The following is a 22,139-nucleotide window of genomic DNA, read 5'->3' on the forward strand; positions in this document are numbered from 1 at the left end:
ATAGCCAAGTTGGTAAGGCATCAGGTTTTGATCCTGACATCCGTTGGTTCGAGTCCAGCTACCCCTGCCATTTTTTAGTACGAAGCGTTAGAGATACATCGAGTATAAGCGGTTTATAGAGAGCCACTTATCTTATTGTCATTGACAACGTTATCCCAGTTTCGGTATAGTTCGCAATGGACACCGCTAGGGAAAAGTTATGTTTTAAACGGTTTATCCGTTTTTTAGATAACTGACAGGTCATGACACTATATTAAGAACGACTACTTAGTCGCTATTAAATATCGGTTGTTCATAGCCTAGACATTACAGGGGTATAGCCAAGTTGGTAAGGCATCAGGTTTTGATCCTGACATCCGTTGGTTCGAGTCCAGCTACCCCTGCCATTTTTTACTGTAATAGTATACTTCAACACCTTCACCACTCTTTTCTTAATTTGAGCAGTTTGACACTGCTTAGCGGTCGCTGCTTGAGTCAATCAATAGGACTTCTGTCATGCCTTATTTGGCGATTTTTACGGGTAATGCCCACCCAGAATTAGCAAAAACCGTAGCCGATCATCTTCACATACCTCTTGGTAAAGCTGACATCACGCGTTTTTCTGATGGCGAAATTGCCGTGGAAATCAAAGAACACGTACGTGGTAAAGATGTGTTTATCATGCAGCCTACTTGTGCACCGACCAACGACAACTTGATGGAAATCATGATGATGGCTGACGCTTTGCGTCGCTCTAGTGCTGGCCGTATTACAGCTGTCATGCCGTATTTTGGTTATGCTCGTCAGGATCGTCGTCCACGCTCAGCTCGTGTACCTATCTCGGCTAAAGTAGTCGCTGACATGTTAAACATCGTCAGTATCGATCGCGTAATGACTGTTGATTTGCACTCAGATCAGATTCAGGGTTTCTTTGATATCCCTGTAGACAACATCTACGGCACACCTGTATTGCTAAACGACCTACAAAAGCAAGACTATGACAATATCATGGTTGTTTCACCTGACGTAGGCGGCGTGGTTCGTGCACGTGCGATGGCCAAGCAGTTAGGCGATACCGACATGGCAATTATTGATAAGCGCCGTGCTCGTGCCAATGAGTCACAAGTAATGCATATCATTGGTGATGTTCGTGACCGTGATTGCGTTATCGTTGATGATATGGTCGATACTGCAGGTACATTGTGTAAAGCAGCTGAAGCATTGAAAGAAAATGGTGCACGTCGCGTCTTGGCTTACATCACGCACCCTGTCCTATCAGGTAACGCACTGAAAAACATCAGCGAATCTGCATTAGATGAAGTGGTTGTGACCGATACAATTCCACTATCTGCTGAAGCCAAAGCCTGTAGCAAAATCCGTCAAGTCAGCATCGCACCGATGCTTGCTGAAAGCTTACGCCGTATCAATAACGAAGAATCTATTAGCGCGATGTTTGACGCTTAAACTGATATAGTTATTTTTAAAACAGCTATTGCAGTAATTTTTAGTAGCAATGACTGTAGTAAGACATCTTGAATAGTTAAAAAACAGAGCGTCAAGTATCATTACTTGGCGCTTTGTTTTGTGTAGGCGTTTTGCGTAGGTCTTTATTATTGCTACAGAATCACGTATAATGCGCGCCTGTGCTGACCTTTTCGTTGTTTTTATTAGGCTAGCACTATCAAAAGTGCTGATCATGCTTAACAGCAACCATCGTTATGGTAATTATCGTAGCGAGCGCTGCTATAAGCAAATGGCTAAGCTTAGACATTGCGAGTTTTCTTCGTAACGATAATATTAGCTATCATCACGTATTAGTGGATTGGTCGCAAATCCACTTTTTTATGACCAGACACTTCATCATTTTTTTTATAGGATTATATCCATGAGCATTAATCATTTTGAACTAAACGCCGTTGATCGTGCTGCTGAACTACAAGGTAAAGGTGCGAGCCGCCGCCTACGTAAGCAGAACCTAGTTCCTGCTATCATCTATGGTGGTAACGAAGAGCCAACAGCTATCTCTATCAAGCTTAACGAACTAGTAAAATCACTAGAATTCGAAGCGTTTTTCTCACACATCTTGACTATCAACGTTGACGGTGAAGAGCATCAAGCTGTTATCAAAGACTTGCAGCGCCATCCAGCTAAAGGCTTCCCAATGCATGCTGATTTCCAGCGCATTGTAAAAGGTCAGAAAATCCACATGAACGTTCCTGTTCATTTCACTGGTCGTGAAGATGCGCCTGGTACTGCTGCTGCTGGTGTACTATCTACTCTAGTATCTGATATCGAAGTTATCTGCTTACCATCACAACTTCCTGAATACCTAGAAGTAGATGTATCAGGCATGGAAATCGGTGATTTGTTCCGTCTATCAGACATCAAACTTCCTGAAGGCGTTGTTATTCATGAGCTTGAGCTAGAAGACGGCCATGACCGTACTATCGTTAACATGCAGCCACCAACAGTAGAAGAAGTTGATGCTGATGCTGACGTTGATGCTGATGAAGTACCAGCAACTGAGCAAAACGACGGTACTGAAGAAAACAAAGACAGCGAGTAATAACTGTTTCTAACTAGTGCATTATTTTGTGCTGGTTAGTGATACATTCGTTTAGTCAATAAGACAGCAGGTGATTAAAATCTCCTGCTGTTTTTGTAAGTAAGGTTTGAAAATAAACTGTCTATCAGTACCTCAAACCTTACCCCTATTTATCAAATTCAAGCAGGGTGTTTTTATGGCCATAAAGCTTATTGTCGGTCTTGGTAATCCTGGTCAGCAGTATATGTTTACGCGTCATAATGCAGGATTTTGGTTTGTCCATCATTTGGCTCAGCAGTTTAATATCACGCTCTCCCCTGATAAGAAATTTCATGGAGTGACAGGGCGTGGGCAGATTCATGGGTCGGATGTGCGTTTACTTATGCCGCTGACGTTTATGAATAAATCTGGTCAGTCAGTGGTGCCTATGGTAAATTTCTATGGCATCAAAAATGATGAATTGTTGATTGCTCATGATGAGCTCGATATTCCAGCTGGTAGTATCAAACTCAAAACAGACGGTGGACATGGTGGTCACAACGGCCTACGCGATATCACGCCGCATATTGGCAATGATTTTCATCGCCTGCGTGTGGGTATCGGCCATCCTGGTCACAAGTCTAAAGTTAGTGGACACGTTCTCTCTAAAGCATCTCCTGATGAGCAGATGGCGATCGATAGCGCGCTGACAGCTGCTTTTGAAGCACTCCCATTATTGTTAGATGGTGATGTCGAAAAAGCACGTTCACAAATTAATGGCTTTAAATTACCAGAATAATATAGCCGTTCAATGATAATGACCTTTTATTTTGGCAGTTTTACCCCCATTAACCTTTTGATTTAGTTAATTAATATCAGTTACGCCAAGGAACCAACCTATGCTACTTAATATGCTTAAATGCAAATTACACCGTGCCCGTGTTACCCACGCTGAACTTCACTATGAAGGCTCTTGCGGTATCGACGGTGATCTATTAGATCTTGCTGGTCTACGCGAAAACGAATCTATTGATATCTATAACGTGACCAACGGTAAGCGCTTTCGCACTTATGCTATCCGTGCTGAAGCAGGCTCTGGTATTATCTCATTGAATGGTGCTGCAGCTCATATGGCAGATTTGGGCGATATCGTTATCATTTGTGCGTATGCACACTTTGACGAAGTTGAAGCGTCAACGTATCAGCCAAAACTGGTCTATTGCAACGAAGACAACACCGTAAAAGACACAGCAAATATCATTCCTGTACAAGTTGCTTAATATGACAGGATGGTGAGGTTTTGGTAAATTTAAGATAAACACAAAGTTACATCTTTGAATTAGCTGCTATTATTACTAAAAATCTCGATGCTAAAAGGAAAGCTGAATCTAAATCAAGATTCGGCTTTTTTTATACCACTTTTATTTATCAAATTCACATTTTTCATCATATACAAGGAAACATACTGATGTGGTTGGCCGCGCTTGCAATACTGATTGGGTTAGCAATTTTAGTTTGGAGTGCCGATGTCTTCATTGATGGGGCGACAGCACTAGCAAAGAAGTTTAGTGTGCCTAGCTTCTTAATTGGTGTCTTAATATTGGGTATAGGCACGTCAGCGCCTGAGATGGTGGTATCAGTACTAGCAGCGATAGAAGGCAGCCCTGAGCTGGCTCTCGGTAACGCTTATGGCTCAAATATCATCAACATCGCATTGGTACTCGGTGCAACCGTATTGATTAGCCCTATTATCATCCGTAGAGGCATCGTAAAGCGCGATTTGCCCTTGCTGCTACTGATTACTGTCATCGCCGCTTGGCAGCTACGTGATGGAACACTGAGCCAAGCTGATGGTATCGTATTGTTGATTTTGTTGGTCGCCGTTTTAGGGCTACAGATCATAATGAGTATACGCGAAGGCTATCATGAGCATGAAGACGATATGGTCGTGGTTAATGCTGACTCAGCGCACTTAAATAACTTAGAGAACTTAAATAACTCAGAGAGCTTAGAAAAGCTAGAACCAAGTGTAACGCGTGGTCTTGTCAGTTTAATTATCGGTATGCTGATGCTCGTAGCCAGCTCACGCGCTATCGTTTGGGGTGCTGTCGAATTGGCAACGCTATGGGGTCTTAGTGAGCTCATCATTGGTCTAACGATTGTCGCCGTTGGGACCTCATTACCTGAACTGGTATCGAGCTTGTCAGCTGCCCGTAAAGGCGAACATGATATGGCGCTTGGCAATATCATTGGCTCTAATATTTTCAATACTTTGGCAGTTGTCGGCTTGGCAACGGTCATCGCTCCTATTGCCGCCGACCCAGTGATTCTATCGCGTGATGTAATGGCAATGGGACTATTGACGATATTGCTAGTGACACTATGCGTGTTTGCCTTTAAAACAAAGCGCCAATTCGGTCGTACGTCAGGTGCTATGTTGGTGCTGTTCTTTATGGGCTACACCGCATGGCTGATTCAAAGCGTTAGTATGTAACTTTTTAGGCTAAAGCAACTGAGCAATGATAAGACTAAATTATTACGTCGATAAGAGTTACTACGTTAATAAAAGTTATTACGTTAATCAAATCAGACTACAGTTTCTTCTTACGATTTTTAAAACCGCGCCATAGCCCTTCATGTGCCACTTTTGGCATTTTTAGGGTGATGGTGTTGGACAGCATATCTTGTACTGCCAAACCGCGAGGGTTGAACAGGCAGAACACATAGTTGAATACCAAACCAAGAAATGCGCTGGCCAATAAGGCGGCGCGTGATCCATCAATAAGACTGCCAATAATGCCGAAAATCAGCGGCATCAAACAAGCGGCCAAAATACGCTTAAACGACTGACCCCACGTTAGCCATTGGCCTGCATCATTAATCGTTTTTAATCGCCACGTCTGCATACCCAATGTCTGACCACCACGGCGCCAGAATATCCCATAGAATGCCACGAGCGTCAGTACAAATGATGGCGTCATAATGGCGTTCTGATACCAAAGCGGCAGTGACTGAGCTTGTGAGGACTCAGTACCCGTCTGCATAGTCAACAGCGTACCGACGACGGTTAGTATCGTCCCTACCAAAAATAACAGTGCCAAAATCAGCATACCATCATAGAGAATCGCCACGACACGAATCATAGGCTTAGCGATGGTTGGCTCTTCGTTAGGATCTTGCTGTACAGGCGCACTAGATTGAGGCTTTGATTTGCGAGTCGTTTTTGACGGACGTTTAGATGGACTTTTTGACATGGTACAAGCTCATAGCAAGCAGTGAATAGTAACGCTATTGTACCGTAAATGGTGGGGCTATCGTACATTATCCTAGATGACTATTTAACATCGTAGATGGCCTAAAATCGTAGATGGCCTAAAATCGTAGATGGCTGTCCAATATCATAGATTGCTCTCCAATATCATAGATTGCTCTCCAATATCGTAGATTGCTTTCTAATATTATTAGTTGGCTATCCAATCATGCTACATACAAGAGATGGTCGAAGAATAAATAAGTAGAAGGGTGAAAGTTACAGACATAAAAAAACCGCCAATTGTCATAAGACAGGCGATTATTTTAATAATTTTTAGCTTAAATCAAGCTATTATGCAAATGGTGCGCCTGGAGAGATTCGAACTCCCGACCCCTTAGTTCGTAGCCAAGTGCTCTATCCAACTGAGCTACAGGCGCGTATTTTGCACTTTATCCACTGCGCAGATAATATCTTTTGCAGTAAATTAGGTTGGTCATTATATAGATAATATCGCTTGTGTCAACATTTTTTTTAATTAAAACAAATTATTTTTTGAATTAATTATTAAAATGTTTAACGCAGTATATTGCGTTATTACTCTAATAACAACTGAATAAATGGCGGTGAAGGAGGGATTCGAACCCTCGATACGCTTACACGTATGGTTCCTTAGCAGGGAACTGGTTTCAGCCACTCACCCACTTCACCTAACGATTCAAGACATTTATAAAATTTCTATAAACATAGTATTGATGCTAACAATACGTCTCATGTCGTGGGCGAGTATTATAACAAAGCCAAAACGAATTGCAAGCGTTGTCTACAGATTTAATGCGGCTTTTATCAAAATTATAGACATAAGTACTTATCTTGCATTTTTATACGGAAAATTATGGCATATTACCGCTAGATATGACTATTGAATTGCTTATTAATATTGGGTCTATTTATTCTACCGTCTTATACCTCATCCATAAGCATAAGCATAAGCATAAGCATAAGCATAAGACTATGATAGATTTTTTAGTAGTAGGTGGCTATAGTATTTGTCACTTACTTCAAAATATCTCAAAAGGAGCTGTTATGCGACCTGTCGTACTGTGTTTTTCAGGATTAGACCCTTCAGGCGGTGCTGGATTACAAGCGGATATCGAGGCCATTGGACAATCAGAGGCACATGCAGCCATTGCGTGTACGGCGGTCACTATCCAAAGCTCGCAGCAGGTATTTGGCTTTGAAGCTTGTGCGGCATCGTTGGTAAAAGCTCAAGCTACTGCGGTTCTTGATGATTTGCCTGTTAGTGCTATCAAATCAGGTATGCTCGGCACCACTGATAACATCGCAATGTTGACTGAACTATTTGCTGATCAAGTTATCGATAACAACACGCCATTTGTCTTAGACCCTGTACTAGTCGCAAATAGCGGTGGCAGCTTGGGCGATGAAAAAACTCTGGTTAACGCCTTTAGACAATTGCTGCCCTACGCCACTTTAATTACCCCAAATACTCATGAGCTACGTGCGCTTAGCGGTGAGCAAGACTTGCATGTCGGTGCACAAAAGCTATGTGCTCAAGGTACTCATGCCGTACTGGTAAAAACCTCACATGATTTTGATAGTGGTGATATCGAGCAGTACTTATATATACAGGGCGAAATGGTCCATAAAAGTACCTTGCCGCGCTTAGATGGTGAGTTCCATGGCTCAGGATGTTCACTTGCCAGCTTCATCGCTGGACGCTTGGCAATGGGCGATGCTCTCATTGATGCTGTGCAAGCGGCAGACAGCTGGATTACCCAGACATTGCGGGCAGCTGATGCACCGCATCCTGATGATTCGCAAGCTCAACTCATACCTAATCGCTTTGTTCGTTTTTAGCATACCTAACAAGCCATAGCTTACCCAAGTAGCAGACGTAAAAAAGGCGCTCTATATTTTTATAGAGCGCCTTTTTTATGACAGTTTTTAGATTTAATTAGGTTTAACCCAAGGTTGGCAACACACTCGCAGCCAAACCACCGATGAATATCTCCAGCAAATAGAATGCTAAGAAAGCAACCATTGGCGATAAGTCGAGCATACCTAAATTCGGAGTAATACGACGAAACGGGGCCAAAATAGGCTCAGCCAAATTAATGATAATGCCAATAATCGGATGCTCAGATCTGGTAAACACCACAATCCAGCTAACGATGATAGAACCAATCACCAGATAGCGACACATGCGTAAAAAGTCTAATAATAAGCTAGTCGTACCCGTAAAGAATAGCGGTACAGGGGCAATACCTTTATGCGTTAATGCGGCCTTTCCAGAGATGTCGATTAGACGAATCAAAAACATCAGCACGATAGCGGCAATGCTAATGCGTCCCTGTGCAACAGTCGGAAAAATACGCCCGAATACATCGACGATATGCGTCGCTTTATAAGCAGGTGCAATCATCGGATTGCTCGCATCCATCCCTGCAAACTGCAACATAAAACGAATAAACACCAGCATCATAGCGAATGTGGTGACCAAATCAAAAATTTGAAATAACATGTTGTTCATGAAGTGCTACTCAATGTGACATTATTAACAGATTCTAGGATGACAAATGTCATTATCAGATGCTGATGATTACATAAGGTGTGACGTCAGTGGTGACTCACAACACACCTTGTCAGTGTTTACTTGCTCATTTCTTCACTTAACGCTTGGCTACGATCATAGCAAGCTTGCATGGCCTCGCCGATTTGACGACCAATCTCATTGGCTTGCATTGACTCAACCGCTGCTTGAGTAGTACCGTTCGGTGAAGTGACTTTACGGCGTAACTCAGCTGGTGCATCATCACTATTCATCGCCATTTTTGCAGCACCTAACATGGTCTGCATAGCAAGCGCTGAGGCTTGTTCTTTATCTAGTCCTAATGCAACTGCCCCATCGACCATCGATTCAATGAAGTAAAACATATACGCTGGCGCTGAACCTGATACGGCTGTAACGGCATGCATATGCTCTTCGTCATCGACCCACATGACCAAACCTGATGCTTCCATAACGGCTGTTGCTAGCTGCTTCTGTTCCGCTGAGATATTGTCTGTACCGTAGAGGCCAGTCGCGCCCATCTGAATCATAGAAGGCGTGTTTGGCATTGCACGGACGATATTGCTATAGCCGCCCAACATGTTTGATAAAAGATCAGTCGACAAGCCTGCCGCCACTGAAATGACCAGTTGAGTGTCTAGTACGTCAGCAAAAGCACTTACCACTACTTTCATCATTTGTGGTTTGACTGCTAGCACCACGATATCTGCACCGATCACAGCAGACTTTGGATCAGCCATTGGATCAACAGTATTTAGTCCTTTGGCGGCTAATTGCTCACGTGCATCGCTGCTAGGATCGGCGACCGTGATGAGATTTGGTTTGATGCCGCAACCCACAAGCCCGCTAATGAGCGCTTGTGCCATGTTTCCGCCACCAATAAAACTGATTTTTTTATTATCTAATACCGACATACTTGTCTCCTAGTCACAAAATTCAAAGGTATTCAACTTAACATACTGATATGTAAAACGACACTCAGTTTATCATACTGCCACTATCACCGTTTGATAAATTCAAAATGTCGCGCCTGACATCAACCTGATAAAAATCAATGAGTCAGCCAACGGATATTAAACTTTTGACGCTTTCTATTTTAGACTAAGCTCACTTTCAATGTACTCAGCCCATTGATTGCTTTTAGCATCGCTATCGGTATCTTTATCCGTCTGCTCAGAACTCAAAAGCCAACTCTCAAATGGCGACGCTAGTAATAGAGAAATATTAGTTTGTATATCATTTCCATCTTTGGATTCATTTATAAAGGTAATGCTAACTACCATTAAGCTGTCTCGCAGCCATAGTGGAATCCCAAGCGTTTGATACAGTTTTTTGCCTGCTTGTGGCCGCGCAGCCATCTCAGTCTTTAGCCGTTGCTTTCGATCTAGCGGCGCTATTTTTAACGTTGCCTGCTGTGCTACACCGTCCGTACTATTTTCTAATAATCTTAACAGCGCATCTCCCATCACTCGTAATTGCCAAATGTAGTCATTACTGCTGCACAAGGTGACTAATTCGAAGCTATTATCAGCTGAATTATTCTTAGACAAACTCAGGCTAGATAGTGGCAGCACCTGCTCGGTAAGTGGTAGCTTCAGCCAAGACAGCCATTCGCTGCTCATACGATAGAGCTGCTGACGATAGCGCCGAATGGTATAAGATGCTTTACGACCTTGCCAAAACAGTTCTGTTTGATGATCTTGGTCATCACGTTGGCTTAGAGTTAATACATCATCGACAAGTTGCTTAGCAGGTGGTAACGGCTCATCTTGACCCAACCAATAGTGCAATAGTTGCCGCTGACGATACATGGGTAGCTTTTGCAACGCATCGATATTTAGTACGCGCTGTGCGGATGAAAATTGCAGGTCTGTATGTTCTGTCTGCTGCATATCCTGCATAGCTTGAGCATTGATTGTATCCTGTGCATCATTTAACAGCTGCGCACTACGAGCAATGTTATCAATGACATTGGGATTGTATGTAGCCAGTATTGGCATGATGTCGCGGCGTAGCCCACTACGTACGTTATCGCCGCTGTCATTAGTAGGATCATCTATATAAGGCAACTCTAAGCGCTTGGCGTAGGCGCTAATAGTGGATCGTCGTATCGTAAGCCAAGGTCGCCACAGAATATTGCATTGTACGCCCTGCGTTTGCACTCGCCATGGCTGCATACCAGACAGACCATTCACCCCAGCACCTTGAATTAATCGCATCAATACGGTTTCAGCTTGGTCATCAGCGTGATGCGCTAATAGCAATACATCGTCTTGGTTGATATGAGCACGCATGATGTTATAGCGTGCTTGCCGAGCGGCCTGCTCATCATGCCCATTCACTTGTGCCTGTAAAATGCGACAAGGTATCTGCTGCGCTTGCGCCCAATTGGCAACATGCTTAGCCCAATACTGACTATCCGATTGTAACCCATGATCGACATGTAACAGCTGCGGCAGACATGGCAATTTACCTTGTCGATAGAGCTGCACACACAGCGCCGCAAGTGCCAATGAATCACGCCCACCACTACATGCCAGCCAAAGACGACGACCATGCAACTGATCACTATACTCAGACATACTGCTCACTAATGCGGTTGCTAGTGTCTTATCAACTGGCAAATCGGCAATTGATTTAATAGGATGTGAGATAATTGCACTGCTGGTCATATTCAGCCTTATTTTTAGTTACGTTAGGTGCTTTATGTTAGGTGCTGTACATAGCAACAGTAATAGTAACAGCCAAAAAAAAACGCGCCATTAAATGACACGTTTTTATTTTAGCACTAAGACTCAGACTCTAATATTAAAAGCCACGCATTTGTGACGTTTAATATTAGGTTGGTACAGTATTAGCCAACTAGGCAGGCAACATCACTTCTGAATTGAAAGACTTTAGCTTTTCATAACGTAGCTCACAACGCTCTTGAGGATCTAAGTCTTTAATTTCATCGAGCTGTTCAGTGATTAATGCTTTTAAGGCATTCATCACAGGTTGTGGCTGTACATGTGCGCCCTCGCCCTCTTCGATAACAGCATCAATCAAACCCATTTGATAGAGGTTAATGGCGTTTAATTTTAATGCTTCACTAGCATCTTGTGCTTTTTCAGCGGTTTTCCAAAGGATAGAAGCACAGCCTTCTGGCGAAATCACTGAGTAAATACTGTTTTGTAGCATGTTTACTTTGTCACCAACGCCAATCGCTAATGCTCCGCCTGAGCCACCTTCACCAATGATAGTCACAATCACAGGCACTTTCAGACTAGAGAACACAGCGATGCTTTCTGCAATCGCTTGTGCTTGTCCGCGCTCTTCTGCACCGATACCAGGATATGCGCCTTGGGTATCGACAAAGGTCATCACAGGGATATTAAAGCGCTCAGCCATTTTGACCAAACGAATCACTTTGCGATAGCCTTCAGGATTGGCCATACCAAAGTTATGAGCAATACGCTCACGGGTGCTACGACCACGATGCTGACCGATCACCATCACAGGCTGACCGTCAAAACGCGCAAGGCCACCCAAAATGGCTTTATCATCGGCAAAAGCACGGTCGCCATGCAATTCGTCAAATTCGGTAAAAAGCTGATTAACATAGTCCATAAATAATGGACGCTTGGCGTGCCTTGCAAGCTGCACACTATCCCAGACAGTGCTCATAGACGCTTCCCTTTAATAATTATACTTAATGTATTTATGTTTAAGAATAATATCGTTATCCGTGTTCAGATAATGAAAGTACAGTTGTAAACTCAATAGGAGCTATAGTAGCACATCTTAAATAGCATGACATTATCGACAACGCCGCTTTTGTTACGTTAATCTTTAACTCAATACTTACAATGGTAACTGCTCAACCTCTGGAGTCTCGGCCTCTTGGGCTTCAATCACACTAAGCTGTACGCCCCACTTAGCAAACTGGTCAATCTCAGTACGCAAATCTGCGAGCAAGAAAGCATAATGTTCACTGCTATCCGCCAAGGTAATTTGCCAACTGTTTTCAGCGACTATCTTTAGTTCTAGCTCGGGTAGCGCATAATCACTGCGGCTATGATGCGCCAGTACGGCGAGGCGCAACAATAAGCAGAGATAAACCAACTGATCGCCACCAATCTGACAAGCCTGCTCTAGCATATCAGCTTTGAGCTTGCGGCGATGATTAAGCATCAGCTGCGCCATGCGTTTCTGATCGACTTGTGAGAATCCTGGAATATCAGAATACTCAAGCAAATACGCGCTGTGCTTGTGATAACTACTGTGACTGATTGCCAGTCCTATCTCATGCAAGAAAGCAGCACGTCTGAGCAAGTCGCAATCATCATTGGACAGCGCAAGCTTATCTTTTACTTGCTCAAATAAATGACGGCTGGTTTTCACCACTTGCTTGGCTTGCTTTTTGTCTCCTGAATAACGCTTGATTAATGCCAACACACTGCGGTCACGCACATCTTCACTAGCAAAACGACCAAGCATATCGTACATAACGCCTTCGCGTAATGCACCATCTGAGTAGGTAATGGTCTCAACGCCTAGCACTTTCATCACCGCGCGCAATACTGCCACGCCAGCAGGAAATACAGCTTTACGATGTTCTTTAACGCCTTCTAACTCGATATCATCGATATTGCCAATCTTAATCAGCAATTTCTCTAATTTTTTGACACCTTTATAGGTAATGCGTTCTTGCTCATCGGCCCAACCTTTTGATACTAAAACATTACGCACCGCTTTGATTGTACCGCTTGAGCCGACTACGCTACTCCAGCCTGTCTTTTGATAACGACCATTAATCGCTAAGACTTCTTTGCGTGCACCTGAAATTGCACTATTAAAAGCTTCTTTAGTAATCAGTCCGTCAGCAAAGAATTTTTGGGTAAAAGAAACACAGCCCATCTGTAAACTTTCAGTCAATAATGGATCGAAATTTTGACCAATAATAAACTCTGTCGAACCGCCACCAATATCCATAACCAAGCGTTTATCACTACTCTCGTTGGTATGCGAGACGCCCAAATAAATCAATCGCGCCTCTTCGCGGCCCGCGATAATTTCAATAGGTTTTGGCAGGATTTTATTGGCACGGGAAATAAAGTCGTTGGCGTTTTTGGCTTGACGCAACGCATTGGTCGCGACCACACGAATACGCTCTGGCGGTACTGAATCCAAGCGCGCCACAAAGCGGCTTAAACAGTCAAGACCGCGCTGCTCAGCGGCTGCGCTTAGGATATTATTTTCGTCTAGACCGGCGGCGAGCTGTACCTTTTCAGACATCGAGACTACTTTTCGCACTTCCCCATGGTCAAGACGAGCAATAGCTAAATGGAAACTGTTGGAACCAATATCGATGGCTGCCATCATTTCATCATCGCCAATTGGCGGATTCGTAAGGTAGTCAATAGGCATAGGACAAGTCGTCACCGTGTTAGAGAGAGTGGATAGTTTACCAAAATCACGTGCTATATAGTTATAAAATCACATGTATAGAAAAAAGTAGTAACCACAAAAATCAGGGCAATTTTGTCATTAAAGCATTTATGCCAAACACTCGCAAGCGATGCAAAACTGTAGCGGGAACATCGAAGACCACCCTATAAGCTGACAGGTATCGGCTCAGCATCTAGCGCTTGTGTTACTCATATCGGTTTGCTACATTGAAAGCTATCAATATCATGATAAAAAACCGTTATTTACAGGCCTTTTATCCGTATAGCTACCCTCATAAACCATTAACTATTCGATTAAAAATCATCTGCAATTAATAATTATCAAACCCACCAGCAAGGAAGCTAGTCATATGAATCAGACCACTACAAAAGACGCTACCCAAAATACTGAGCCCCCTATCAGTAGCACTAAAAAAGACATGGTAAAAACTGAAAGTTCGCCTAAACAGGCATTTTATGATTTTTACTTAGATGAGCATCAAAACATGGCCTGTCGCCGTCTACATTTTGCAGGTAGTAGCTTTGGCCTACTAGGATTGGCAAAGTCTGTCAAAACTGGCTCAGCTAAGCCTTTGGTAAAGGGCATTGCCGCCGGATATGCCTGTGCATGGGTTGGACACTTTTTCTTTGAAAAGAACAAGCCCGCTTCTTTTAAGTTTCCATTGAAAAGCTTTGTCAGCGACTTTCGTATGTATAGCGATGTACTACGAGGTAATCTAAGCTTGAGAGATCGCAAGTTTGATAAAGCACGATAACGTTTAGTCGTCATATAAATTAAATGACAAACTTTATATTTTTCCCAATACGATTATAAATAATATATCGATAAACAAAAAAACCAGCAGAGATCACGGGATGACCTTGCTGGTTTTTTAAACCTCAACTTTTTGACGAGCTAATAGCTTAAATGGCTAAACTATGCTTTTGCCATTTCTGCAAATATCTCATCAGCCGCCTTGATTGACGCATCAATGTCTTCGTCGCTATGTTTGATAGACATAAAGCCTGCTTCATAAGCTGACGGTGCCAAGTAAATACCACGATCTAGCATACCGTGGAAGAAAGTATTAAATACGTCCATATCGCACTCTGTCACATCATCGAAATTCTTTGGTGTTTCAGTTGCGCTGTCTTTGACAAAGAACATGCCAAACATACCGCCAAGCTTATTGGTACGTAGATGAATACCATGTTTGTCAGCTGCTTCTTGGAAACCGTCTACTAGATGATCAACTTTTGCTGCTAACTCGCCGTAGAAACCGTCTGCTGTTAAGTCCTCAAACATGGCGATACCAGCGCGCATCGCTAGTGGATTGCCTGATAATGTACCAGCTTGATAGACGCCGCCAAGTGGCGCGATGCAAGACATGACTTCTTTTTTACCACCGAAAGCACCAACGGGTAAGCCAGCACCGATGATTTTACCGAAACAGGTCAAGTCTGGGTCAATACCAAAATGGGCTTGCGCACCACCAAGGCCAACGCGGAAGCCCGTCATCACTTCATCAAAAATCAATACTGCGCCATTAGCCGTACATTCTGCGCGCAACGTATCATGAAACTCTTGTGTCGGAATGACCATGTTCATGTTGCCAGCGATAGGCTCTAAGATAACGCAGGCGATTTCTTCGCCCCATTTTTCAAAACAATCTTTAATCGCTTGCGGATCATTATAAGGAATCGTAATCGTATGCTTAGCAAAATCTGCTGGCACGCCTTTCGACGTTGGCTCACCAATATCAAGCATGCCAGAGCCTGCTTTTACTAATAAGCTATCTGAATGCCCATGGTAGCAGCCTTCAAACTTCACGATTTTGTCACGCTGGGTATAACCACGTGCCAAGCGAATCGCACTCATGGTTGCTTCGGTACCAGAGCTAGTCATACGAATCATTTCAACGCTAGGAACGATTTCGCAAATCTTATCTGCAACTGTCGTCTCGAACGGCGTTGGTGTACCAAAGCTTAGACCATCATCAGCGGCTTTTTTCACCGCATCGATGACTTTTGGGTGCGCATGACCCAAAATCATTGGGCCCCAAGAACCGACATAATCGATATAAGCATTGTCTTCGGTATCATAAATTTTGCTGCCATTGGCACGGTGCATAAAGATTGGCGTACCACCGACCCCTGCAAAGGCGCGAACCGGTGAGTTAACACCACCTGGGATGTGCTTACGTGCTTGTGCAAAGAGCTGTTCGTTTTTAGTACTCATAATTATTCTCTACTTATAGCGACATTTATAACGACAATGCTTTGTGATTAAACGTCTGCTTTATATTTGTTTATTATCGAATCTTTCAAGAAGTTTTTACAATTTAAGCTTTTTTGACCACAGAAGACTTAAGCTTCATTGGTCCGTAGCCGTCAAGTTTGCAGTCGATATCATGACCGTCAGTAGCATCTGGCAACAGGCGAATACTTTTCGCTTTCGTTCCTACTTTAATCACGATTGAAGAGCCTTTGACTTTTAGGTCTTTAATAACCGTCACCGCATCGCCGTCCTGTAGCTCATTGCCAACAGCATCACGAATAACTGCGTCTTGGTCTTCAGCTTGCGCTGCATCAGTCTCAGCCGCCGTCCATTCATGAGCACACATAGGACATACCAGTAACGCACCATCTTCATACGTATATTCAGCATCACATTTAGGGCAATTTGGTAAGCTCATTATTTCCTCGGCAGCCATCGTACATTAGGTTAATTGTAGAGCTGATATTGTACCGTAACTTACCATCTTTAACCAATTTGTAAGCTTGAAAATCAAACGCTATGCCCAATTTAACACTTAACTCATCGCTTACTGATGACGTTTTTTATGACAGGGTTTTTTGTGGTACTCTTCTTAGCCTCATTTAAATTTATATGCACAAACACTGTCAATGACAAAAGCGCCCATATAATTTTTTATCACTTCGATTTACCCTCTATATTAATAAATAAGCTCTCCTCAGAAGGATAATAACAATGACTCAGTCTTCAAATTTATCAGCCGTACCGCAGTTTTCGCAATTAACTATCCAAGGCGAAGACGCCGAAAAATTCTTGCAAGGGCAATTAACTTGTGATGTTACCAAGCTCGGGCTTAGCTATCAGGCAGCCGCCATCGGTAACCTAAAAGGTCGTATTGAGTTCGGTATCTGGATCAAAAAACAAGCAGAGAAACATTATGATGTGGTCATAAGTAGCGACTGTGCTGAGTCTTTGCAGGCGCATCTTAATAAGTACGGGGCGTTTTCTAAATTTAAAACCAGTGCACCAGCAGCGATCTATCCTTGCGTGCTAGCAGATGAGCCAACTTTTAGCCACAAAGATGACCATAATACTACTGACGATACGCAGGCTTGGATGGCATGCAGCCTAGCTACTGGTAATTATTGGATTGTGGCCGCGACTCAAGGTGAGTTCCAACCACAAGAGCTGCGTCTACATCAACGCGGCGGCATGGACTATGATAAAGGCTGCTACTTAGGTCAGGAAGTCATCGCTCGTATTTACTTTAAATCAGCACCCAAAGCATTTTTGCACTATGTAAAAGGCACCGGTGCAGCACCAAGCGCAGGTGACAAACTCAATAAAATCCAAGTGGTCAATGCGATGAAAAATGACGATGGCTTTAACGCTTTGGTCGTGGCACGTCCTGAACAATTGGCAGAAAGCGATTTGAGCATATTGGACTTGCCAGCTGCACTACAAGTAGATGTCGCACGCCCAAAATAAAAGCACATCGAATCAGGCAAATGACGCAGCAAAGGTGACGGTAGTTCAATAAAGAGTTACCGTCATGACTAACATGAGCATAGAGAATCCTATGATACATATTGCGGTACTTGGAGCAGGCGTGGTGGGCGTGACCACCGCATGGTATCTACGTCAGGCAGGCTATGATGTGACCGTGATTGAACGCGAACCGGCGGCAGGTATGCAGACGTCATTTGCCAATGGCGGTCAAATATCTGTCTCACATGCCACGCCTTGGGCCAATCCTGCGACCCCGATGAAAGCGCTCAAATGGTTGTTTAAAGAAGATGCTCCGCTATTGTATCGCTTGCGTGCGGATAAAGCGCAGCTCAAATGGGCCATGCAGTTTCTGCAAGAGTGCCGCGCCGATAGAGCCGATGCCAATCTGGTGCAAATGGTGCGCTTAGGATTATATTCTAGAGATACCTTACAACAGCTGCGCGCGGATATCGGTATTGACTACGAACAGCAAACCCGCGGTATCATGCACTTTTATACCAATCAGGCAGAATTTGATGCGGCTATCGAACCAACTGAACGCATGCAAGCGCTCGGCTGTGAGCGCCATGTGATTGATATCAATAATGCTGTCAACTTAGAACCAGCGCTTTACCCAATTGCACATAAGCTCACTGGGGCGACCTATACCAGTCGTGATGAGTCTGGCAATGCGCATCTATTTACCCAACGATTGGCACAGCGCTGTATCGATGCTGGTGTACAGTTTTTATATGATACCGAGATCTTAGCGCTCAATACCGATACCGACTCTGCGCGTCCGCACGTGCACAGTGTCACCATCCGTCCAAAAGGCGAAAACGCGCAGACCTTCACGGCTGATAGTCATGTGGTCGCGCTTGGCAGCTATAGCGTACCTCTACTAAAACCAGTGGGCATCCATGTACCAATTTTTCCGGCAAAGGGATACTCGGCTACGTATACGGTGAATCCACGCGCACCCCACTTAGCGCCTTTTGTCAGTTTGATTGATGATGAATTCAAACTGGTTACCTCACGACTGGGTGATAAGTTGCGAGTTGCTGGCACCGCAGAATTTAATGGCTATAACTTAGACTTAAATGCCACGCGCTGTGAAGCCATCACTCGGCGCGTACAGCAATTATTTCCAAAAGGCATCATCGCAAACTCAGTGCAATATTGGACAGGACTGCGCCCGATGACCCCATCGAACGTACCTTTGATTGGAAGCGCACACTGCGGTCAAATCAAACATGGCAGTCATAACGCTTCAGCCACTTTTGATAATTTATGGCTTAACACTGGGCATGGCACATTGGGATGGACACACTCTTGCGGTTCTGCAAAGGCCCTTAGTTTATTAATCCAAGGCGAAACCCCGAATGTCGATTTTGATTTTATCGGTATGAGCGTTTGATCGGCTCAGCGATGTATTCAGATTGCAAAAAAAGGCGCTCACTTTACGTGAACGCCTTTTTTGTATTTCTACAAACTTATCATTAACTTTATGCTAGTGCGCCTTCCGCTACAGTCTCTGTAGCAGTAGATAAACCATCTACACCCATATCCAATGCTTCTAGTTGCACAGGCACACCGTTGACTGCGGCATTACCACTCAACTGGTCAATTAAAGTTTCATCAGTCAAATCATTAACGCTGACACCTGCATGCGCTTGCGCAATCTTTTGCTTAACCCCTTTACGACCGTGACCAAAGCCGTGCGGGATGCTGACCACTCCTGGCATCAGCTCATCCGTCACTTCTGCTGCAATGACCACGCTACTCACTCGAGAAGTTACTCTGACATCTTGACCGTCTGCAATGCCATGTTGCGCTGCCGTTTGCGGATGCAACATCAATGTACAGCGAGATTTACCTTTTACCAATCGATGGCTATTGTGCAACCATGAATTATTGCTACGTACATGACGACGACCGATTAGCAAAATCTCATTACTGTTGTACTGTTGCACCATTTCTTTAACACGTGCCAAATCTGACTGATAAAAATCAACATGAAGATGAATTTGTTTATCGGCGTGTTTAATGGCCTCTGGCAACATACGATGTAGTGGACCCAAATCGATACCATGTGGATTTTCGACTAAGGCTTCAAATGTCACCTCCTTATGAGGTCCATACTTTAGGCCTTGCTCTAACAAGAACTTAGGACCAAATGCTTTTGTCGCGGCACGTTCTTTTTGCGTTGCTTCTGGTGCATCGCTGTCTAAGCGCTCTGCCAGCTCTAGATAAATTTCCCAGTCATGCTTGGTATCATCAGTTTTATCAAACAAAGCAGGCGAGTATTTGGCGACATTGTGCACGGCAAAACCATTAAAAGTAATGTCATAGTGGTCACGCTCTAGTGGCGATACAGGTGGCAAGATAATATTGGCATGGCGACTGGTCTCAGTCACAAAATAATCAAGCGACACCATAAACTCTAGCTGAGATAATGCTTCATCCAACTTCTCGCCATTTGGGGTACTCAGAACCGGGTTGCCAGCGACCGTGACGAATCCTTTTAATTGCCCCTCGCCCTCGACCAACATCTCATCTGCCATCGCAACCACTGGATACTCACCATTAAAATCTGGCAAGTTGCTGACGCGGCTATGACGTTTACCCAGATAGCCTGGGCCAGAACTGTTCACAACATCGACGGCAGGATTTGGGAACATGAGTCCGCCCACTTCATCTAAACGACCCGTGACAATATTGATGACCATAGATAAATATTGGCTTAGTAAACCAAACTCTTGCACCGAGATGCCCATGCGACCATAACAAACTGAGCTTTCCGCTTCACAAAACTCTTTGACGATACGTTTGATTTCAGCTGCGGTAATACCCGTGATGTCTGCCACTGACTCAGGCGTGTATTGTTCAGCAAATAAAGCAAGTCGATCTATTTCTGGTGCCAAGGCCGCCACTCTAGTATCGAGCTTTGCATAGCCTTGCGTATAGATCTCATTGAGCATAGCTAATAGCAGCAATACGTCCGTCGCTGGACGAATAAAGTGGTGTTCGCTGGCGATATCAGCAGTTTCGGTACGTCTTGGATCAACCACTACTACCTTGCCATCGCGCGCTTTGATATCTTTTAGCTTTTGACGCATATTGGGCGCAGTCATGATACTGCCGTTAGAAGCCAACGGATTGCCACCGATGATCAGCATGTATTGCGTGTGATTGACGTCAGGAACTGGAATACGCAGCATGTGACCAAACAGATGCATGCTAATAATATGATGTGGCAGTTGGTCAATAGAAGTGGCAGAAAAACGACTGCGCGTCTTTAAGCTGGTAAGCAGTTGCTTGATGGTCAACATACCGCCCATGTTATGTACGTTAGGATTACCTAGATAAACACCCAACGCATTTTGACCATACTTTTGCTGTATGGATTGAATACCTGCAGCAACTTTATCCAACGCTTCTGGCCAACTAATAGATTTCCAACCGTCTGCCGTTCTTTCTACCGGCTGACGTAAACGGTCAGGATCTTCATGCAAATCTTGCAAAGCAGTGGCTTTCGGACAAATATAGCCTTGCGAAAAGGGATCGTTTTTGTCCCCTTTAATCGACAAGACTTTTTCGCCATCGTGCTTTATTTCGACGCCGCACATTGCCTCGCACAATGTACACGTTCTAAAATGCGTTTGCGCTTCGCCTAACGTTGGTGCAGCCGTGGTTGTGGCCATAGTCACTCTCCCTGTTGTGTTTTTTGTTCTAGATTTCATGACAATAACTTTTACTTATTATCATGACTGACTAGTCTTGCTTCCGTGCAAAAAATTGGCGAACAGTGCATCAAAGCTGATACTCAACGTGGCAATCGCTTGCTGCCTTGAGTAACGCTGCTGATGACAACCCAATATCAACTCATGTACTTGTGCCGCCGCCATATCGACGCATAGATTGACAGCGCTGCGCTCGCAAGAACGATTGGATAACTGCAATCCTTGAATAAATATCTCTGTCCATTCTTCTTGTATTTCGGTAATCAGATTGCCCAGTCCATTATTCAATGATGACTGGTTTTCTATATTGTCAATAAATCTAGGACGGTCTTGGAGCAAATGCTGAAACAGCGCGATATTCTCAAACGCAGAATCAAAAATCATAATCAGGCATTGTCGACATTGCTGATTAAACTGATCTTTACTCAACACATCATAATCTTTGAGCATATTGACCCATGCCAGTCGCATCGGTGATAGATAATTGTCTTTTAGTTGGGTGCTCAGCTCGTTTTGTAGCGCCTCTAGACTCTCAAAATGATTGTAGAAACTGGGCTGGGCAATACCTGCACCTTTGGCAACTTTATTCATGCTCATGCCCTGAGCACCTTCCAAACTATACAACCGCAAGGCACTTTTTAATAACGCACGCCGAGTCTTGGCTTTTGCCAGCTCACGTTTGGACTCTACTGGGACTGTCAAATCTTGCGTTAGTACATTCAATGCAGAGGCCTTCCTATTCAATAGATAATTATATCGACACACCAGTAATTTACCTTAGGTGCTATTGTGCCAAAAAAATGTGATGATAATGGTCAATTGCCGACAGCGAATATCTTAGCTATAAGGTTATAGTCATTTAAACCATATGTCTAT

The 22,139-nt window shown here is 43.8% G+C and carries 19 protein-coding genes and 3 tRNA genes; 10 read left to right on the top strand and 12 right to left on the bottom strand.

Annotated elements, in window-relative coordinates; all coding sequences use genetic code 11:
* Window positions 1-310 precede the first annotated feature (310 nt).
* The 6 genes from QO187_RS10375 (at window position 311) to QO187_RS10400 (ending at window position 4,997) form a co-directional block, all read left to right on the top strand.
* Window positions 311-386 (top strand) — tRNA-Gln (locus tag QO187_RS10375).
* Between the two features lie 109 nt (window positions 387-495).
* Entirely contained in the window at window positions 496-1,443 is a 948-nt protein-coding gene (locus QO187_RS10380; protein ID WP_057758042.1) for a ribose-phosphate pyrophosphokinase, read from the top strand.
* A 421-nt stretch (window positions 1,444-1,864) separates the two neighbouring features.
* Window positions 1,865-2,545, top strand: a complete 681-nt coding sequence (locus QO187_RS10385) for a 50S ribosomal protein L25/general stress protein Ctc (RefSeq protein WP_057758040.1) — start codon at window positions 1,865-1,867, stop codon at window positions 2,543-2,545.
* Between the two features lie 175 nt (window positions 2,546-2,720).
* On the top strand, window positions 2,721-3,302 hold the full coding sequence (gene pth / locus QO187_RS10390) for an aminoacyl-tRNA hydrolase (RefSeq protein WP_102093233.1): 582 nt from the start codon (window positions 2,721-2,723) through the stop codon (window positions 3,300-3,302).
* A gap of 100 nt (window positions 3,303-3,402) precedes the next feature.
* Entirely contained in the window at window positions 3,403-3,783 is a 381-nt protein-coding gene (gene panD / locus QO187_RS10395; RefSeq protein WP_010196068.1) for an aspartate 1-decarboxylase, read from the top strand.
* Between the two features lie 188 nt (window positions 3,784-3,971).
* The gene (locus tag QO187_RS10400) at window positions 3,972-4,997 is read left to right on the top strand and encodes a calcium/sodium antiporter (RefSeq protein WP_371548280.1); all 1,026 of its coding nucleotides are present in this window, start codon (window positions 3,972-3,974) and stop codon (window positions 4,995-4,997) included.
* 97 nt (window positions 4,998-5,094) lie between these two features.
* Here the strand turns inward: QO187_RS10400 and QO187_RS10405 are convergent, their stop codons facing one another.
* From QO187_RS10405 to QO187_RS10415, 3 genes are all read right to left on the bottom strand, one after another.
* Window positions 5,095-5,757 (bottom strand): RDD family protein, encoded by a 663-nt coding sequence (locus tag QO187_RS10405; protein WP_102093236.1) that lies wholly within the window; start codon window positions 5,755-5,757, stop codon window positions 5,095-5,097.
* A 359-nt stretch (window positions 5,758-6,116) separates the two neighbouring features.
* Window positions 6,117-6,193: transfer RNA gene (locus tag QO187_RS10410), tRNA-Arg, on the bottom strand.
* A 181-nt stretch (window positions 6,194-6,374) separates the two neighbouring features.
* Window positions 6,375-6,464 (bottom strand) — tRNA-Ser (locus QO187_RS10415).
* 375 nt (window positions 6,465-6,839) lie between these two features.
* Here QO187_RS10415 and QO187_RS10420 point away from each other — a divergent pair.
* Window positions 6,840-7,634: a hydroxymethylpyrimidine/phosphomethylpyrimidine kinase gene (locus QO187_RS10420; protein ID WP_102093250.1), complete on the top strand. Its 795-nt coding sequence runs from the start codon at window positions 6,840-6,842 to the stop codon at window positions 7,632-7,634.
* A gap of 103 nt (window positions 7,635-7,737) precedes the next feature.
* On the opposite strand, the gene QO187_RS10425 is transcribed toward QO187_RS10420, so the two are convergent.
* The 5 genes from QO187_RS10425 to ppx form a co-directional block, all read right to left on the bottom strand.
* Window positions 7,738-8,307, bottom strand: a complete 570-nt coding sequence (locus QO187_RS10425; protein ID WP_101205146.1) for a YggT family protein — start codon at window positions 8,305-8,307, stop codon at window positions 7,738-7,740.
* 119 nt (window positions 8,308-8,426) lie between these two features.
* Entirely contained in the window at window positions 8,427-9,260 is an 834-nt protein-coding gene (gene proC, locus QO187_RS10430) for a pyrroline-5-carboxylate reductase (RefSeq protein WP_102093237.1), read from the bottom strand.
* Window positions 9,261-9,437: 177 nt separating this feature from the next.
* A complete protein-coding gene (gene tilS / locus QO187_RS10435; protein WP_102093239.1) occupies window positions 9,438-11,018 on the bottom strand; it encodes a tRNA lysidine(34) synthetase TilS in 1,581 nt (526 codons plus the stop codon).
* Window positions 11,019-11,208: 190 nt separating this feature from the next.
* Window positions 11,209-12,012: an acetyl-CoA carboxylase carboxyltransferase subunit alpha gene (locus tag QO187_RS10440; protein WP_102078709.1), complete on the bottom strand. Its 804-nt coding sequence runs from the start codon at window positions 12,010-12,012 to the stop codon at window positions 11,209-11,211.
* 177 nt (window positions 12,013-12,189) lie between these two features.
* Window positions 12,190-13,755: an exopolyphosphatase gene (gene ppx, locus QO187_RS10445; protein WP_102093240.1), complete on the bottom strand. Its 1,566-nt coding sequence runs from the start codon at window positions 13,753-13,755 to the stop codon at window positions 12,190-12,192.
* A gap of 460 nt (window positions 13,756-14,215) precedes the next feature.
* Here ppx and QO187_RS10450 point away from each other — a divergent pair, with 460 nt between their 5' ends.
* A complete protein-coding gene (locus QO187_RS10450) occupies window positions 14,216-14,551 on the top strand; it encodes a DUF962 domain-containing protein (protein WP_227511221.1) in 336 nt (111 codons plus the stop codon).
* Between the two features lie 161 nt (window positions 14,552-14,712).
* Here the strand turns inward: QO187_RS10450 and hemL are convergent, their stop codons facing one another.
* Together hemL and QO187_RS10460 are read right to left on the bottom strand one after the other, a co-directional pair.
* Window positions 14,713-16,014: a glutamate-1-semialdehyde 2,1-aminomutase gene (gene hemL / locus QO187_RS10455; RefSeq protein WP_102093243.1), complete on the bottom strand. Its 1,302-nt coding sequence runs from the start codon at window positions 16,012-16,014 to the stop codon at window positions 14,713-14,715.
* A 103-nt stretch (window positions 16,015-16,117) separates the two neighbouring features.
* On the bottom strand, window positions 16,118-16,471 hold the full coding sequence (locus QO187_RS10460) for a zinc ribbon domain-containing protein YjdM (protein ID WP_057758016.1): 354 nt from the start codon (window positions 16,469-16,471) through the stop codon (window positions 16,118-16,120).
* A gap of 296 nt (window positions 16,472-16,767) precedes the next feature.
* On the opposite strand from QO187_RS10460, the gene QO187_RS10465 reads away from it, so the two are divergent.
* Both QO187_RS10465 and QO187_RS10470 read left to right on the top strand, forming a co-directional pair.
* The gene (locus tag QO187_RS10465; protein WP_102093245.1) at window positions 16,768-17,520 is read left to right on the top strand and encodes a folate-binding protein YgfZ; all 753 of its coding nucleotides are present in this window, start codon (window positions 16,768-16,770) and stop codon (window positions 17,518-17,520) included.
* 64 nt (window positions 17,521-17,584) lie between these two features.
* Window positions 17,585-18,937, top strand: a complete 1,353-nt coding sequence (locus tag QO187_RS10470) for a D-amino acid dehydrogenase (RefSeq protein ID WP_228153177.1) — start codon at window positions 17,585-17,587, stop codon at window positions 18,935-18,937.
* 88 nt (window positions 18,938-19,025) lie between these two features.
* On the opposite strand, the gene QO187_RS10475 is transcribed toward QO187_RS10470, so the two are convergent.
* A complete protein-coding gene (locus QO187_RS10475; RefSeq protein ID WP_102093246.1) occupies window positions 19,026-21,224 on the bottom strand; it encodes a molybdopterin oxidoreductase family protein in 2,199 nt (732 codons plus the stop codon).
* Window positions 21,225-21,284: 60 nt separating this feature from the next.
* Entirely contained in the window at window positions 21,285-21,986 is a 702-nt protein-coding gene (locus QO187_RS10480; RefSeq protein ID WP_185156602.1) for a TetR/AcrR family transcriptional regulator, read from the bottom strand.
* Between the last annotated feature and the right edge of the window lie 153 nt (window positions 21,987-22,139).

The organism is Psychrobacter sp. Arc9, from assembly GCF_041431295.1.
Classification (GTDB): domain Bacteria; phylum Pseudomonadota; class Gammaproteobacteria; order Pseudomonadales; family Moraxellaceae; genus Psychrobacter.

What these genes read in the sequence shown, in the direction of transcription:
- QO187_RS10460 (WP_057758016.1), bottom strand. Translation starts at nt 16,471, where the DNA reads ATGAGCTTACCAAATTGCCCTAAATGTGATGCTGAATATACGTATGAA.
- QO187_RS10385 (WP_057758040.1), top strand. Translation starts at nt 1,865, where the DNA reads ATGAGCATTAATCATTTTGAACTAAACGCCGTTGATCGTGCTGCTGAA.
- QO187_RS10470 (WP_228153177.1), top strand. Translation starts at nt 17,585, where the DNA reads ATGACTAACATGAGCATAGAGAATCCTATGATACATATTGCGGTACTT.
- QO187_RS10405 (WP_102093236.1), bottom strand. Translation starts at nt 5,757, where the DNA reads ATGTCAAAAAGTCCATCTAAACGTCCGTCAAAAACGACTCGCAAATCA.
- QO187_RS10475 (WP_102093246.1), bottom strand. Translation starts at nt 21,224, where the DNA reads ATGGCCACAACCACGGCTGCACCAACGTTAGGCGAAGCGCAAACGCAT.
- QO187_RS10440 (WP_102078709.1), bottom strand. Translation starts at nt 12,012, where the DNA reads ATGAGCACTGTCTGGGATAGTGTGCAGCTTGCAAGGCACGCCAAGCGT.
- tilS (WP_102093239.1), bottom strand. Translation starts at nt 11,018, where the DNA reads ATGACCAGCAGTGCAATTATCTCACATCCTATTAAATCAATTGCCGAT.
- panD (WP_010196068.1), top strand. Translation starts at nt 3,403, where the DNA reads ATGCTACTTAATATGCTTAAATGCAAATTACACCGTGCCCGTGTTACC.
- ppx (WP_102093240.1), bottom strand. Translation starts at nt 13,755, where the DNA reads ATGCCTATTGACTACCTTACGAATCCGCCAATTGGCGATGATGAAATG.
- proC (WP_102093237.1), bottom strand. Translation starts at nt 9,260, where the DNA reads ATGTCGGTATTAGATAATAAAAAAATCAGTTTTATTGGTGGCGGAAAC.
- QO187_RS10425 (WP_101205146.1), bottom strand. Translation starts at nt 8,307, where the DNA reads ATGAACAACATGTTATTTCAAATTTTTGATTTGGTCACCACATTCGCT.
- QO187_RS10420 (WP_102093250.1), top strand. Translation starts at nt 6,840, where the DNA reads ATGCGACCTGTCGTACTGTGTTTTTCAGGATTAGACCCTTCAGGCGGT.
- QO187_RS10380 (WP_057758042.1), top strand. Translation starts at nt 496, where the DNA reads ATGCCTTATTTGGCGATTTTTACGGGTAATGCCCACCCAGAATTAGCA.
- pth (WP_102093233.1), top strand. Translation starts at nt 2,721, where the DNA reads ATGGCCATAAAGCTTATTGTCGGTCTTGGTAATCCTGGTCAGCAGTAT.
- QO187_RS10465 (WP_102093245.1), top strand. Translation starts at nt 16,768, where the DNA reads ATGACTCAGTCTTCAAATTTATCAGCCGTACCGCAGTTTTCGCAATTA.
- QO187_RS10450 (WP_227511221.1), top strand. Translation starts at nt 14,216, where the DNA reads ATGGTAAAAACTGAAAGTTCGCCTAAACAGGCATTTTATGATTTTTAC.
- hemL (WP_102093243.1), bottom strand. Translation starts at nt 16,014, where the DNA reads ATGAGTACTAAAAACGAACAGCTCTTTGCACAAGCACGTAAGCACATC.
- QO187_RS10400 (WP_371548280.1), top strand. Translation starts at nt 3,972, where the DNA reads ATGTGGTTGGCCGCGCTTGCAATACTGATTGGGTTAGCAATTTTAGTT.